Origin of the sequence: Kosakonia sp. LAM2021 (genome assembly GCF_016620385.1) — a bacterium.
Lineage (GTDB): Bacteria > Pseudomonadota > Gammaproteobacteria > Enterobacterales > Enterobacteriaceae > Kosakonia > Kosakonia sacchari.
Genome location: NZ_JAENHT010000002.1, coordinates 434,377 through 449,443 on the forward strand (window position 1 = coordinate 434,377; position 15,067 = coordinate 449,443).

General features: G+C 54.5%; 11 protein-coding genes. 3 read left to right on the forward strand and 8 right to left on the reverse strand.

The window, feature by feature from the left end; genetic code table 11:
• Nucleotides 1-117: 117 nt before the first annotated feature.
• Nucleotides 118-2,457 carry a Tex family protein gene (locus JKP81_RS08445; protein WP_200551373.1) on the reverse strand — a complete coding sequence of 780 codons (2,340 nt, stop codon included), beginning with the start codon at nucleotides 2,455-2,457 and terminating at the stop codon, nucleotides 118-120.
• 95 nt (nucleotides 2,458-2,552) lie between these two features.
• Nucleotides 2,553-3,026, reverse strand: a complete 474-nt coding sequence (gene greB / locus JKP81_RS08450) for a transcription elongation factor GreB (RefSeq protein WP_200551374.1) — start codon at nucleotides 3,024-3,026, stop codon at nucleotides 2,553-2,555.
• A 227-nt stretch (nucleotides 3,027-3,253) separates the two neighbouring features.
• Between greB and ompR the strand changes: the two genes are divergently transcribed.
• Together ompR and envZ are read left to right on the forward strand one after the other, a co-directional pair.
• Nucleotides 3,254-3,973: a two-component system response regulator OmpR gene (ompR, locus tag JKP81_RS08455; protein ID WP_001157751.1), complete on the forward strand. Its 720-nt coding sequence runs from the start codon at nucleotides 3,254-3,256 to the stop codon at nucleotides 3,971-3,973.
• A complete protein-coding gene (gene envZ / locus JKP81_RS08460; protein WP_017459527.1) occupies nucleotides 3,970-5,322 on the forward strand; it encodes a two-component system sensor histidine kinase EnvZ in 1,353 nt (450 codons plus the stop codon). The genes ompR and envZ overlap by 4 nt, the downstream gene beginning before the upstream one ends.
• A gap of 45 nt (nucleotides 5,323-5,367) precedes the next feature.
• Here the strand turns inward: envZ and pckA are convergent, their stop codons facing one another.
• The 5 genes from pckA to JKP81_RS08485 all read right to left on the reverse strand — a co-directional run bounded on the left by pckA (nucleotide 5,368) and on the right by JKP81_RS08485 (nucleotide 11,507).
• On the reverse strand, nucleotides 5,368-6,987 hold the full coding sequence (pckA, locus tag JKP81_RS08465; protein WP_200551375.1) for a phosphoenolpyruvate carboxykinase (ATP): 1,620 nt from the start codon (nucleotides 6,985-6,987) through the stop codon (nucleotides 5,368-5,370).
• Between the two features lie 339 nt (nucleotides 6,988-7,326).
• Nucleotides 7,327-8,205, reverse strand: coding sequence for an Hsp33 family molecular chaperone HslO (hslO, locus tag JKP81_RS08470; protein ID WP_200551376.1), 879 nt, complete (start codon nucleotides 8,203-8,205; stop codon nucleotides 7,327-7,329).
• Between the two features lie 24 nt (nucleotides 8,206-8,229).
• Entirely contained in the window at nucleotides 8,230-8,631 is a 402-nt protein-coding gene (hslR, locus tag JKP81_RS08475; protein ID WP_020455549.1) for a ribosome-associated heat shock protein Hsp15, read from the reverse strand.
• Nucleotides 8,631-9,308, reverse strand: coding sequence for a GMP/IMP nucleotidase (gene yrfG / locus JKP81_RS08480; protein ID WP_200551377.1), 678 nt, complete (start codon nucleotides 9,306-9,308; stop codon nucleotides 8,631-8,633). Before yrfG ends, hslR begins: the two co-directional genes overlap by 1 nt.
• 60 nt (nucleotides 9,309-9,368) lie before the next feature.
• Nucleotides 9,369-11,507: an intracellular growth attenuator family protein gene (locus JKP81_RS08485; RefSeq protein WP_200551378.1), complete on the reverse strand. Its 2,139-nt coding sequence runs from the start codon at nucleotides 11,505-11,507 to the stop codon at nucleotides 9,369-9,371.
• A 316-nt stretch (nucleotides 11,508-11,823) separates the two neighbouring features.
• On the opposite strand from JKP81_RS08485, the gene nudE reads away from it, so the two are divergent.
• A complete protein-coding gene (gene nudE / locus JKP81_RS08490) occupies nucleotides 11,824-12,384 on the forward strand; it encodes an ADP compounds hydrolase NudE (protein ID WP_017459845.1) in 561 nt (186 codons plus the stop codon).
• A gap of 78 nt (nucleotides 12,385-12,462) precedes the next feature.
• On the opposite strand, the gene mrcA is transcribed toward nudE, so the two are convergent.
• Entirely contained in the window at nucleotides 12,463-15,015 is a 2,553-nt protein-coding gene (mrcA, locus tag JKP81_RS08495; RefSeq protein WP_200551379.1) for a peptidoglycan glycosyltransferase/peptidoglycan DD-transpeptidase MrcA, read from the reverse strand.
• Between the last annotated feature and the right edge of the window lie 52 nt (nucleotides 15,016-15,067).

Consider the following 15,067-nt stretch of genomic DNA (forward strand, 5'->3'; position numbering starts at 1 on the left):
TAAATGACAGGTGAAATAACGAGTTAATTGCTTTTCGTTCATCAGGCGGCAGATTTAATTTGGACTTTTTCGAATGTGTTTGCAAAAACCCCCTCCCGGTTAAGGGAGGGGGAAAGATTAACGTTTTTTACCCATTGCCGCAGCGAGCGCATCCATCATTGCACTGTTGCCGCTCGGCTGGCTGTCGCGACCGCGTGGTGCTTTCGCCGGGCGCGCAGCATTACGATTGCCGTTATCGCGGTTGCTGCTGTTGCCGTTGCCACGACGAGAACTGGTGTCGCCTGGCTGCTCGTCCAGACGCATAGTCAACGCGATTCGTTTACGCGGTAAATCCACTTCCAGCACTTTGACCTTCACGATATCGCCCGCTTTCACCACGGTATGCGGATCTTCGACAAACTTATCCGCCAGCGATGAGATATGCACCAGGCCATCCTGATGCACGCCGATATCAACGAAGGCGCCAAAGTTAGTCACGTTGGTTACCGCGCCTTCGAGCACCATTCCCGGCAGCAGGTCATTCATCGTTTCCACGCCTTCGGCAAAGGTCGCGGTTTTAAACTCAGGACGCGGGTCGCGCCCCGGTTTCTCCAGCTCTTTGATGATGTCAGTCACCGTCGGTACACCGAACTGTGCATCAGTAAAATCACTGGCTTTCAGTTTGCGCAGCTCCGCGCTGTTGCCCATCAGATCGCGCAGTGACTGCTCGGTTGCCGCCAGAATACGTTCAACCACCGGGTAGGTTTCCGGGTGAACAGTAGACGCATCCAGCGGGTTGTCACCATGGTTAATGCGCAGGAAGCCCGCACACTGCTCAAAGGCTTTTGGCCCCAGACGGCTCACTTTCAGCAGCTGCTGGCGGTTCAGGAACTGACCGTTCTCATCGCGCCAGGCGACAATATTCTGCGCCATCATGCGGGTTAAACCGGCGACGCGCGTTAGCAGTGGCACAGAGGCGGTATTCAGATCAACGCCAACGGCGTTTACGCAATCCTCGACCACCGCATCCAGTTTGCGCGCCAGTTGCGTCTGGCTGACATCGTGCTGGTACTGGCCGACACCGATAGATTTCGGATCGATTTTCACCAGTTCCGCCAGCGGATCCTGCAAACGACGGGCGATGGAGACCGCGCCGCGCAGTGAAACATCCAGATCCGGGAATTCGAGCGCTGCCAGCTCGGAAGCGGAATAAACCGATGCGCCCGCTTCGCTGACAATCACTTTCTGTGCGGTCACTTTCGGGAACTGTTTCTGCACATCAAGGTAGAAGCGTTCCGTCTCGCGCGAGGCGGTGCCGTTACCAATCGCCACCAGTTCAACATTGTGTTTTTCGCACAGCGCCGCGACGGCTACTGCCGCTTTTGCTGCCTGCCCGGTATGCGGATAGATGGTGTCGGTGGCGACCAGTTTGCCGGTGGCATCCACCACCGCGACTTTCACACCGGTACGCAGACCCGGATCGAGACCCATCGTGGCGCGCAGCCCGGCAGGGGCGGCCATCAGCAGATCGTGCAGGTTGCGGGCGAAAACATTGATGGCCTCATCTTCCGCGCGTTCGCGCACGGTACCCATCAGCTCCGTTTCCAGATGCATCAACACTTTGATACGCCACGTCCAGCTCACTACGCCTTTACGCCAGCTGTCCGCTGGCGCATTGTTCAGGCGCAGGCCGAGGTGGTCGATAATAATTTGCTCGCAGTGGCTCTCTTTTGGCGGCTCATCAAACTGCGGATCGGCGTTCAGCGCCAGTTGCAGCACGCCTTCGTTACGCCCGCGAAACATCGCCAGCGCGCGGTGCGAAGGGACAGTCGAAATCGGTTCGTGGTGATCGAAATAGTCGCGGAATTTGGCACCTTCGTCCTCTTTACCGCTAACTACGGTGGAGACGAGATGGGCGTTTTTCCACAAATAGTCACGCACTTTTGCCAGCAACGCGGCATCTTCCGCGAAGCGTTCCATCAGGATATAGCGCGCGCCATCCAGCGCCGCTTTGCTGTCGGAGACGCCTTTATCGGCATCGACAAACGTTGCGGCCAGCGTTTCCGGGTCTTGCGACGGGTCATTCCACAGGGAATCTGCCAGCGGTTCCAGCCCCGCTTCAATGGCAATTTGCCCGCGCGTGCGGCGCTTTGGTTTGTACGGCAGGTAGAGATCTTCAAGCTCGGTTTTGCTCAGCGTGCCGTTAATGGCGTTTGCCAGCTCATCGCTGAGTTTGCCCTGTTCGCCAATCGATTTCAGAATCGCCTGGCGGCGCTCTTCCAGCTCGCGCAGATAACCAAGGCGGGTTTCGAGCTGACGCAATTGCGTGTCATCCAGACCGCCGGTGACTTCTTTACGATAGCGCGCGATAAACGGCACTGTGTTCCCTTCATCAAGCAGGCGAACGGCGGATTCCACCTGTTCGGTTCGTGCCTGAAGTTCACCCGCAATAATGCGGCAGAGCGAATCATTCATCATGTCATTTCATCTTCTGAACAAAAATCAGGGGATAGTTATACGGACTGGCATTGCAAAATGCCAGCCGCGCAGGGCTTCTCAGACGGTTCTGGGGGCTATTTCACGTATTCAATTTGATTAACGTACCAGGTTGCTTCACCGCCGGGGGTTTGCACTACCGCCACGTCGCCTTCCTCTTTCTTCAGCAGGGCGCGTGCCATCGGCGAATCGATAGAGATGTAATCTTTGCGGCCAAAAATTTCATCATAGCCAACGATGCGAAAACGTAATGCATCGCCGTCGTCGTTTTCAATTTCCACCCATGCGCCAAAAAAGACTTTGCCTTCCTGCTGAGGGGAGTAATCAACGATTTTGAGATTTTCCAGGCACTTGGTGAGATAGCGTACGCGGCGGTCTATCTCGCGCAGGCGCTTTTTGTTGTATTGATAGTCGGCGTTTTCGCTGCGGTCGCCGAGGCTGGCCGCCCAGGTGACTTTTTTGGTGACTTCCGGGCGCTCCTGACGCCAGAGAAAATCGAGTTCCTGCTTCAGTTTTTCATAACCTTCGCGGGTAATCAGGGGCGTTTTCATTCTTGGGCCTTATTTCCGTGACGTTCTTGCCTGCACACACTTTACAAACGGGATAGTGTAAGGTGCAGATTAATCATGCTTTCTGTGATGAAATATGCATATAAGCTGCTGTTAAATATGCTTTGTAACAATTTCGACTAGAATGTATACCAGATTTCGCTGGTCGTGAACGCGCACTTTTCTAGAATACGGAAACATTATTGTCGGAACCTTTGGGAGTATAAACAATGCAAGAGAATTATAAGATTCTGGTCGTGGATGACGACATGCGCCTGCGCGCATTGCTTGAGCGTTACCTTACCGAGCAGGGCTTCCAGGTTCGCAGCGTGGCTAACGCTGAGCAGATGGATCGTCTGTTAACCCGTGAATCTTTCCATCTGATGGTGCTGGATCTGATGCTGCCCGGAGAAGATGGCCTCTCTATCTGCCGCCGTTTACGCAGCCAGAGCAACCCGATGCCGATTATTATGGTGACGGCGAAAGGCGAAGAAGTGGACCGCATTGTGGGTCTGGAAATTGGTGCCGACGATTATATTCCCAAACCGTTTAACCCGCGTGAGCTGCTGGCGCGTATTCGCGCAGTGCTGCGCCGCCAGGCGAATGAGCTGCCGGGCGCGCCGTCTCAGGAAGAAGCGGTAATTGCGTTTGGTAAGTTCAAGCTGAATCTTGGTACGCGGGAGATGTTCCGCGAAGATGAACCGATGCCGCTGACTAGCGGTGAGTTCGCGGTGTTGAAAGCGCTGGTGAGCCACCCGCGTGAGCCGCTGTCTCGCGATAAGCTGATGAACCTGGCGCGCGGGCGTGAATACTCGGCGATGGAGCGCTCTATTGACGTGCAGATCTCTCGCTTGCGCCGCATGGTGGAAGAAGATCCGGCACATCCTCGTTATATTCAGACGGTTTGGGGTCTGGGCTACGTGTTCGTGCCGGACGGCTCTAAAGCATGATGCGAGTGCGTTTCTCGCCGCGAAGTTCATTTGCCCGCACCCTGTTACTTATCGTCACCTTGCTGTTCGCAAGCCTGGTGACGACCTACCTGGTGGTGCTGAACTTCGCCATTCTGCCTAGCCTCCAACAGTTTAATAAGGTTCTCGCGTACGAAGTGCGTATGTTGATGACCGATAAACTGCAACTGGAGGACGGCACGCAGCTGGTGGTGCCTCCGGCGTTTCGCCGTGAGATTTACCGCGAGCTGGGCATTTCGCTTTATTCCAACGAGGCCGCGGAAGACGCCGGCCTGCGTTGGGCGCAGCATTACGAATTCTTAAGCCAGCAAATGGCGCAGCAGCTTGGCGGCCCGACCGAAGTGCGCGTCGAGGTGAATAAAAGCTCGCCGGTGGTGTGGCTGAAAACCTGGCTGTCGCCCAATATCTGGGTGCGCGTACCGCTGACCGAAATTCATCAAGGTGATTTCTCCCCGCTGTTCCGCTACACGCTGGCGATTATGCTGCTGGCAATAGGCGGTGCCTGGTTGTTTATCCGTATCCAGAACCGCCCGCTTGTTGACCTGGAGCACGCCGCGCTGAAGGTTGGTAAAGGGCATATTCCGCCGCCGCTGCGTGAATATGGCGCGTCGGAAGTGCGCTCGGTTACCCGCGCCTTTAACCAGATGGCCGCCGGGGTGAAGCAGCTTGCCGACGATCGCACGTTATTGATGGCGGGCGTCAGCCACGATCTGCGTACGCCGCTCACGCGTATTCGCCTGGCGACGGAGATGATGGCGGAAGAAGATGGCTATCTCGCTGAATCCATTAATAAAGATATTGAAGAGTGCAACGCGATTATCGAGCAGTTTATCGATTACCTGCGTACCGGGCAGGAAATGCCGATGGAAGTGGCTGAACTGAATGCGGTGCTCGGTGAAGTCATCGCGGCGGAAAGTGGCTACGAGCGTGAGATCGATACCGGATTGAAAGAGAGCGAGATTTTCGTGCGCATGCACCCGCTTTCCATCAAACGCGCGGTTGCCAATATGGTGGTTAACGCGGCGCGCTACGGCAATGGCTGGATCAAAGTCAGCAGCGGCACCGAGCACAATCGCGCCTGGTTCCAGGTTGAAGACGACGGTCCAGGCATCAAACCGGAGCAGCGCGAACACCTGTTCCAGCCGTTTGTCCGCGGTGATAGTGCGCGCAGCACCAGCGGTACTGGCCTCGGGCTGGCGATCGTTCAGCGTATTGTGGATAACCATAACGGCATTCTTGAATTGGGCACCAGCGAGCGGGGCGGGCTCTGTATTCGCGCCTGGCTGCCGATCCCGATTGCCCGACTGAGTGGGCAGAATAAAGAAGCATAAAAAAACCCGCCATCTGGCGGGTTTTGTTTCTCTTGCGTAGCCAAATTACACTTTTGGCCCGGCGCTGACTAACGCGGCGCCGGCAGCGGTATCGGTGTACTTCTCGAAGTTTTCAATAAACAACGTTGCCAGCTGCGCGGCTTTCTCCTGCCACTGCGCCGGGGACGCATAGGTATTGCGTGGGTCGAGAATCCGCGTATCCACGCCGGGCAACGAGGCCGGGATTGCCAGGTTGAACATCGGCAGGGTAAAGGTTTCCGCATCGTCCAGCGAGCCATTAAGGATCGCGTCGATAATCGCCCGCGTGTCCTTGATAGAGATGCGTTTACCGGTGCCATTCCAGCCGGTATTGACCAGATATGCCTGCGCGCCGGCGGCCTGCATTCTTTTCACCAGAACTTCCGCATATTGTGTTGGATGCAGCGATAAAAACGCGGCACCAAAACAGGCCGAGAAGGTCGGTGTCGGCTCGGTGACGCCGCGTTCGGTGCCGGCAAGTTTAGCGGTAAAACCGGAGAGGAAATGGTACTGCGTCTGGCTGGCGGTCAGGCGTGAAACCGGAGGCAGTACGCCGAAAGCATCCGCTGTCAGGAAGATAACTTTCGTTGCGTGGCCTGCTTTGGAGACCGGTTTAACGATGTTCTGAATATGGTAAATCGGGTACGACACCCGGGTATTTTCCGTTTTCGACGCATCATCATAATCAATGCTGCCATCGGCGCGGACGCTGACATTTTCCAGCAGCGCATCGCGACGAATGGCGTGGAAGATATCCGGTTCAGCCTCTTCCGAAAGCCGAATAGTTTTGGCGTAGCAACCGCCTTCGAAGTTGAAAACACCGTCATCATCCCAGCCGTGTTCATCATCGCCAATCAGGCGGCGTTTCGGATCGGTAGAGAGGGTGGTTTTGCCGGTGCCGGAAAGGCCGAAGAACACGGCAACATCGCCTTTTTCACCGACGTTTGCTGAACAGTGCATCGAGGCGATACCCTGCAATGGCAGCAGGTAGTTCATGATCGAGAACATACCTTTCTTCATCTCGCCGCCGTACCAGGTTCCGCCAATCAACTGGATGCGTTCGGTGAGATTAAAGGCGACAAAGTTTTCCGAGTTGAGACCTTGCTCTTGCCATTGCGGGTTGGTGCACTTCGCGCCATTCATCACGATAAAATCCGGCGTAAAGCTTGCCAGCTCTTCTTCGGTCGGGCGAATGAACATGTTCTTCACAAAGTGCGCCTGCCAGGCCACTTCGGTGATAAAACGCACCGAGAGACGCGTGTCCGGGTTTGCGCCGCAAAACGCGTCAACAATAAACAGACGCTTGCCGGAAAGCTGCCGGGTAACCAGGCCTTTTAGATGTTGCCAGACGTCAGGCGAGATCGGCTTGTTGTCGTTCTTGCCTTTGCCTTTATCGGACCACCACACGGTATCGCGGGTGGTGTCATCACGCACAATATACTTATCCTTCGGCGAACGGCCGGTAAAAATACCGGTGTCGACGGCGACAGCACCAGAATTCGTCAGCACACCACGCTCATATCCTTCCAGGTCTGGACGGAGCTCCTCCTGATACAGCGTATCGTAATCGGGGTTGTAGACGACATCCTGAACATCGTTGATACCATAAGCCTTGAGATCCTGCGGGGTTAAGCTCTTAACGCGCATGTCACTGCTCCTTAGCCAATATGTACTGCCTTAAATTGTAGGGTTGTTTTTTACCCGCTTACCGGGACGAGGCTCATAGATTTACCTAACTCGACAAACCCAGACTGACGGAAAACACTGTGATTGTGGTCACGTAACGAGACGGATTATGGCAAAAATAGTCTCATTTATGGGGTAAATGTTCCAAAAATGGCGTAAGACGACATTTTTAACCGCAGCTTTGTGACTGTAATCGCTTTCATGAAAGTAAGTTACGTAACACTTTCATTGGGGATTTTAGCGGAAACGTGATGAGCCATGCAAAACGCCGCCCGCAGGCGGCGTGAGGAAAGAAGAAATTTAGTGGACTTGTGGATCGGCAGGGGAGGCGTTGTTGCGGATCTCGGCAATGTCCATTGCGTTAAACAGATAGTGGCTGCCGCAATAGTCGCAGTGCATGTCGATTTCACCTTCTTCCGCGAGGATGCTGTCTACTTCTTCGTCCGGCAGCGTCTTCAGCGCACCCGCGCAGCGTTCACGTGAGCAAGTGCATTTGAATTCCACATCTTGCGGATCGTACAGCGTGACTTCTTCTTCGTGATACAAGCGCCACAGCACATCTTCCGCCGCCAGCGTCAGCAACTCTTCCGCTTTAATGGTTTCTGTCAGCACCGCCAGATGCTCAAAATCATCGGCCTGCGTTTCCTGCGCCGGTAATACCTGCAGCAGCATGCCGCCCGCTGCTGGCTGGCCATCAACCTCGCCGGTGCGGATAAACAAGCGTGTCGGCAGCTGTTCTGAACGCAGGAAGTAATCTTCCAGGCATGCCGCCAGCGTATCACCTTCAAGACCCACAACGCCCTGATAACGCTCGCCCTCTTCCGGCGTAATGGTGATAACCAAATAACCGTTACCCACCAGCGTTTTCAGATCCGCATTTTCCGGCACATCGCCCTGAACACGCGCCACACCGCGCATTTGCTGGCGATTATTACCATTAATCACCGCCAGGCTCATCGGGCCATCACCCTGCAACTGCACGGTAATATCACCGGCAAATTTCAGCGTTGCGGTCAGCAGACTGGTGGCGACCAGCAACTCGCCGAGCACCGTTTTTACCGGCAGCGGATAGTTGTGGTTGTCGAGGATCTGTTTCCAGGTATGGGAAACGGTCACCAGCTCGCCGCGAACAGCATAGTTTTCAAAAAGATAGCGGTGTAATTGGTCTTGAATGGCCATGATTATCTCTCTTGCGGGTGAGCGTTATTCGCTATCACCCAATTTAAATTTTATTAGATCGCGACGTTCTTTCTTATCCGGGCGGCGATCGGGATGGGGCATGGTGAGCGCGTTAAGTTTGCGGGCCAGCGCCATTTTTTCGCGTTTCTCAATGCTTTCTGCCGTCTCTTCATACAGCTCGACGGCTTCATTTGCCGGACGGCGCTGCTCCGTAATGCCTTTAATGATGACGGTTCGCTCATCATTTCCCTGACGCAGCGTGAGCGTGGCGTTCAGCTCGACGATTTTACTCGGCTTGCTGCGTTGCCCGTTGTAATGCACTTTGCCGCCGTCAACCATTTCGCGGGCAAGGGCGCGGGTTTTATAAAAACGCGCGGCCCACAGCCACTTATCCAGACGAACTTCCTGCGCAGGCTGCTGTTTCATCACATCTCCTTGAGAAGTGAGGGGATCAAGCCGCGGTAGTCATTAGTGCCCGGATGGCGCAGATAATGTTTCTCCGCAAGCCCCGAGTCCGGGTTGGTGACGCCCAGGCAATAGCGGATGCCAAATTTCGCCGCCGCATCAAGAATCGGTTCGCTGTCATCGATAAACAGCGTCCGTTCAGGATTGAGCCCGGTTTCATGCGCGACAGCCTGCCACAGGCGCTGATCCTCTTTCGGATAACCAAATGTATGGGTGGAAAGTAATAAATCAAGGTGCGACGCGAGACCCGTGTGCTCAAGTTTGACCGCCAGATTATGCGGATGCGCATTGGTCAGCAAAATGCGGCGTTTACCGCTTTTTTGTAGCGCATCCAGAAACGGTACCGTATCTTCACGCAGCACCGCGCGCGGCCCCTGCTGGGTGGTCATAGCGCAAATATCCAGGCCCAGGCGTTCGCTCCAGTAATCCAGACAGTACCAGTTTAGCGTATGCTGCACGGCGTGATACTCCTGGCGGAGAACGTTCTGCGCTTCTTCCGGCGTTAAGTCTTGTTTGACGCCAAAGGTTTCCGGCACCAGTTTTTGCCAGAAGAAGTTATCAAACGCGAGATCGAGAAGCGTGCCGTCCATATCCAGCAAAACGGTATCGACGTCCTGCCATGCGATATCAAGGTGCATTAAAAACTCCAGCCAGAGAAAACGTGCGCGACAGGTTAACACAGCTCGCACGACAGATCGTTAGCTGGTGAGGCTATCCTGGGTGGGCAGAAACTGGGGGTTCAGACAGCTTGCATAATACTGCTGAATCTCTTCGATACGTGTGCGGTTGCGCTGGTAACGCCGCAGCGCCAGCATACCGTTGTAGAGGCTGCAAATCACCATCGCGACCAGCAGAAGTGTGGTTCCCGCATAACGCCACAGGCCGCTGGCATCCGGCATGCGATGCAGGCTGATGTGTTTGGTGCCGTTGGCATCGGTATAGATATTGGTAATGATCCCTTCCGCGCGAAACGGCGTCTGCATCAGCATTTGCGCCAGCCGCTGGAATTCATTCCATTGTTCCTGCGCGGGGTAGTCATACAGCGCAATCGGCGGCCAGGGTTGATCGACCAGCTCGCTACCTTCTTCACTGCTAATCACAAAACCGCCCGGAGCCGGGCTGTTCAGCGCCTGCGCTGCACGGGTGGTTTCCCGCATAATGAACGGCGCGGTGGACGTGGTGACCAAATTATCCAGCGACTCGGCGCTTACCGGGCGCAGTAAGACGTTAACGCCGGTGAGTTTCCCGTCGCTGGCGCGTTTGGTCAGTGTCTCCCAGTCTTTACTGTTTCCGAGGTTGACTAGCGCGTTTTTCAACCGCAGACACTCATCCTGGCCAGCGCACAAATCCTGAGTTTTCAGTACGATATCGGCGAAGTCATCCAGCAGCACCATGCCGGACTTCTGAATGGCTGAGCGTAACACCGGGCTTACGCGGGAATCGTCTTCGGTAGTGGGATGAAGCTGGCGGCTGACCGCCTGAGCAAGCGCGGTGGCTTTGTTCACAATATCGGATTCTGGCAACGGCAAGGGCGGGGCGTTGTTCCAGATAATTTGCGAGCAGTCGAACGGCGTAAACGGCGACGTCTGGCGCGAGGTCCAGTTGTTTTGCATGTGGATATTACACATGCCGGTGCCGCTGATACGCAGCGTGTCACCAATCCGCAACCCAGCGGCTTCCAGCTGATTCACGCTGCTGGCTTCAACGGTCTGCGCGCCTTTGATCCACGACACGGTAAATTTGATCGGCATATCCAGCGGCATCCAAATCAACAACATCGCCAGCACCACCAGCGAACCGACGGAAATGACGGCGCTGCGCACCCAGTGTTGTAACGGGAAATTTTTCACTTCATCGTGCAGGGAAAGAAAACGCCCCTGGCGCACAACGTGGCGATCAAGGTAGATATCAATATCGGTTTGCTGGCCCAAATCCTGTGCGACGAAGGGCTGCCAGTGACGCGGATAAATCAGGTCGATAATACCTAACGAGATATTATTCATTTGCTCCTGATTATTTTCACCGAACAGCCCCCAGCGCTTTGGTGTGCCACGCAGACAATGAATCTCCCGCAGTGTGTTTTTAGCCGGTGGCGCATATAACCCCCAGAGCCCTGCTGCAAGCAGCATCACGCCGCCGCCCGCCAGCCACGGGATAAAGACATCGGGCGAGGCCAGACAGAAGAAAAACAATAGAAACGAGACCGAGATCAGCAGTGCTTCGCGCATGCCGTCCGGGCGGCTTAATGCGTACTCCTCCGACGTTTCCCGGCGAATATTGAGCAACTCAATTTGCTCACTCTCTTCGCCACGGATGGCGGATTGGCTCGACGATACGCGCTCAAGTTCGCCCCCGCGCTCTTCATGCATATATTCGCTGAGCGTGTGCCCATTGAGCGAGATAACCAGCGGCATGGAGTCGGTGCGGATCAGTTCAACATTGTTCTCGTCGGTAATGTACTGTTCCCAGGAAGGGGGCAAATGGACTTCGACAGAATCAAGGTAGTAGCGCCATTTATTCGGGGCGTCAGTGGTGATGCCATAGCGGGTGATCGAGTGCGTGACATACAGTACCGTGTTGCTATGCGCGGTAAGATTGATGAAAACAGGCGCGGCAGTCGCGCCCGTCGGGGCGAGATTGTTTTGCGTACGAGAGAGCGCTTCCAGATAACGCTCCGCCATTTCACGTTCTTCAGGTGTTAATTTGCGGGTCGTCGCGCCGGTGAAAGCCTGTAAATACGGCAGTCGATACCGACGTTGCGACCTGAACCTGAAAATCCATCCGGCGAGGAATGCGCAGGCCAGCATAGCAGCGAAAAAAATCAAAATGGTGCTCATGCTTTCCCCATCTTACTTTTTCTAACAGGTGTAGTCAGTTGCACCCTTCCCGTAACAATCTAATGTGGTTGGCCTTTTAAGCAAGCAATTAACTTGAGTATTTTTAAGCGCATACCAATGTCAAAGAGAATAGCAAAACCACCCTAACGGGAATATCAGCAAATTCTTATTTTTATTTCAAGCTATTGACTTTTGGGTCAAATTGGGAATTGATTTCGAAGAGGTTGCAAGAATGTAAATTAGCGGCAAAGTACATTGCCCAAACAGTGCGTAGTGTCGCACAATAACGAAAGTTTCTCTGCAAAGACCGATAATAATGAGCGAATCATTGCAAAAACCCACCATTCTTAACGTAGAAACGGTCGCATCTTCACGACTTTTTAACGTCGAAAGTGTGGATCTGGAATTCAGTAACGGCGTGCGCCGTGTTTATGAACGTATGCGCCCCTCTACGCACGAAGCCGTGATGATTGTGCCAATTGTTGACGATCACCTGATCCTGATCCGCGAATATGCGGTTGGCACTGAATCCTACGAGCTGGGATTTTCCAAGGGGCTTATCGATCCAGGTGAGAGTATATACGAAGCGGCGAACCGTGAACTAAAAGAAGAAGTCGGATTTGGCGCAAAAGAGCTTACTTTTCTGAAAAAACTCAGTATGGCGCCTTCTTACTTCTCCAGCAAAATGAACATCGTTGTTGCTGAAGATCTCTATCCGGAGTCGCTGCCGGGTGATGAACCAGAACCGCTACCGCAGGTACGCTGGCCGCTGAAGCACTTAATGGACCTGCTGGAAGATCCTGATTTCAACGAAGCCCGCAATGTCAGCGCGCTGTTTTTGGTTCGCGAATGGCTAAAAGGCCAGGGGCGGCTTTGAACGCACGAAATAATAAATGAAAAGGGCGCATTCGCGCCCTTTTTGCTGTCTGTAAGCCCGGGCTAGCCCGGCGCAGAGTTAAAACAGCTCGTGAGACTCACCGTTATCCATTAACGTGGTGCCCACTTCATGGACGGCTTGCTGCGTTGGCTGCGTGCCTTCAATAAAGTATTCCTGGCGGCTGCTACCACCGTTCGCCAGTTGGCCGGTGCTGCGGTCGATATTCACCGTCACCACGCCTGGCGGCGGCGTTAATGGCTCTTCAGGAACCCCATCCAGCACGACTTTCATATACGCATCCCAGGCGGGTTGCGCGCTTTTCGCGCCGCCTTCGTAGCCAGAAATCTGATCTTTAATCGCGCCGGATGCGGTAGTACGCCCCAAATCCCTACGATGATCGTCAAAGCCGATCCAAACGGAAGTCACCACACCTGGTCCATAACCCGAGAACCAGGCATCTTTCGAGCTGTTTGTGGTCCCGGTTTTACCGCCAATATCATTGCGTTTGAGATCACGCCCTGCGCGCCAGCCTGTGCCCTGCCAGCCTGGCTCGCCAAAGATGTTACTGTTCAGCGCGCTTTTGATCAAAAACGACAGCGGGGTGCTGATAACATGTGGCGCGTACTCTTCGGCGCCGCTTCTTTGCACCAGCGCCTGGTTGGCTTGCTCAAGCTGTGGCTGCGGTACTGCTGAATTCTGCTGCTCTTGTGAGGTGGCGACGTTTTCCATGTCTTTGTTTTCCAACACGTTCGATTTCGGCGTATCGCCGTAAATCACCGGAATATCACAATCGGCACAGGCGACTTTCGGACGTACTTCAAACAGCACATTGCCCTGATCGTTTTCGATTTTGGTAATGAAATACGGATCGATCAGGAAACCACCGTTCGCCATCACCGAATAACCACGGGCGACCTGCATTGGCGTAAAGGAAGCAGAGCCCAGCGCCAGCGATTCGGTATGAACAATGTTTTGCGCCGGGAAGCCGAAACGCTGCAAATATTCCGCCGCGTAATCCACGCCCATTGCGCGCATTGCACGCACCATCACCACGTTTTTCGACTGCCCCAAACCCTGGCGTAAACGAATCGGACCGGCATACTCATCCGGTGAGTTTTTCGGACGCCAGTCGGAGCCTGCGCCCGCATCCCAACGGGAAATTGGCGCATCATTCAGAATGCTCGCCAGCGTCAAGCCTTTATCCATTGCTGCGGTGTAGAGGAACGGCTTGATGTTAGAACCCACCTGGCGCAGCGCCTGTGTCGCGCGGTTAAACTTGCTTTGGTTGAAATCGAAGCCGCCAACCAGCGCTAATACGGCGCCGTTACGCGGGTTAATGGAAACCAGCGCGGAGTTAACATCTGGCACTTGCGCCAGCCACCAGGCATCGTCCACCTGGCGAACCCAAATCTGCTGACCGACCTGCACCACGTCAGTGACTTTGCGTGGCGTTGCGCCTTGTTGCGTGTCGGAACGATACGGACGCGCCCAGCGCATGCCTTCCATGCGCAAAGAGACCGATGTGCCATCGGCCATCATCGCTGTCGCTTCTTGCTGATTGGTACTGGTCACGACTGCCGGCGAGAGCGGGCCGTAAGTCGGCAGCGTTTTCAGGGAATCGGTGATTTTTTTACTGTCCCACGCCGCTTCGCCCACTTTCCACAACACATTTGACGGGCCGCGATAGCCGTGGCGCATGTCGTAATCCATCACGTTATTACGCACGGCAGCCTGCGCGGCCTGCTGCACTTTGCGGGTGATGGTGGTGTAAACGCGGTAGCCATCTTCATAGGCTTTATCGCCATAGCGATTGACCAACTCCTGGCGCACCATTTCGGAAAGGTAAGGCGCGGAAAAAGCGATTTCCGGCGCATGGTAATTGGCATCGATAGCTTCACCGCGCGCTTGATCATACTGCTGCTCGGTGATGTAACCTTCACTTTCCATACGCGCCAGCACAACGTTACGGCGCGCAGTGGCGCGGTCTAGCGAATAGAGCGGGTTAAACGTAGACGGTGCCTTTGGCAGACCGGCAATCACCGCCATTTCACTCAACGTTAGCTGATCGACCGTTTTCCCAAAGTAGACCTGCGCCGCGGCGCCCACGCCATAAGCGCGATAACCGAGGTAGATCTTATTGAGATAAAGCTCAAGGATCTCATCTTTGCTCAGCAACTGTTCAATGCGGATCGCCAGGAACACCTCTTTAAGCTTACGCATCAGCGTGCGTTCCGGGCTTAAGAAAAAGTTACGTGCCAGCTGTTGCGTAATCGTACTTGCGCCCTGCGACGCGCGTCCGGAAAACATCGCTACGCTGGCGGCGCGAAAAATCCCCACCGGGTCGACACCGTGATGTTCATAAAAACGGCTATCTTCCGTGGCGATAAACGCTTTAACCATGACAGGCGGGATTTGATTCAGCGTCAGCGGAATACGGCGTTTTTCGCCATATTGCGCGATCAATTCGCCATCAGCGCTATAGACCTGCATCGGAATTTGTAGCCGCACGTCTTTCAGCGTGGCGACGTCAGGTAGCTGTGGCTCAATATATTTGTACAGACCATAAATCGAGCCTGCTCCCAGCAGAATGCAACATACTGCAAGGATGAATAAATACTTTACGAACTTCACTGGAGATTTCCCATTTAGAGTCATTTGGGCAGTTTATAAACAACCGCGCGGT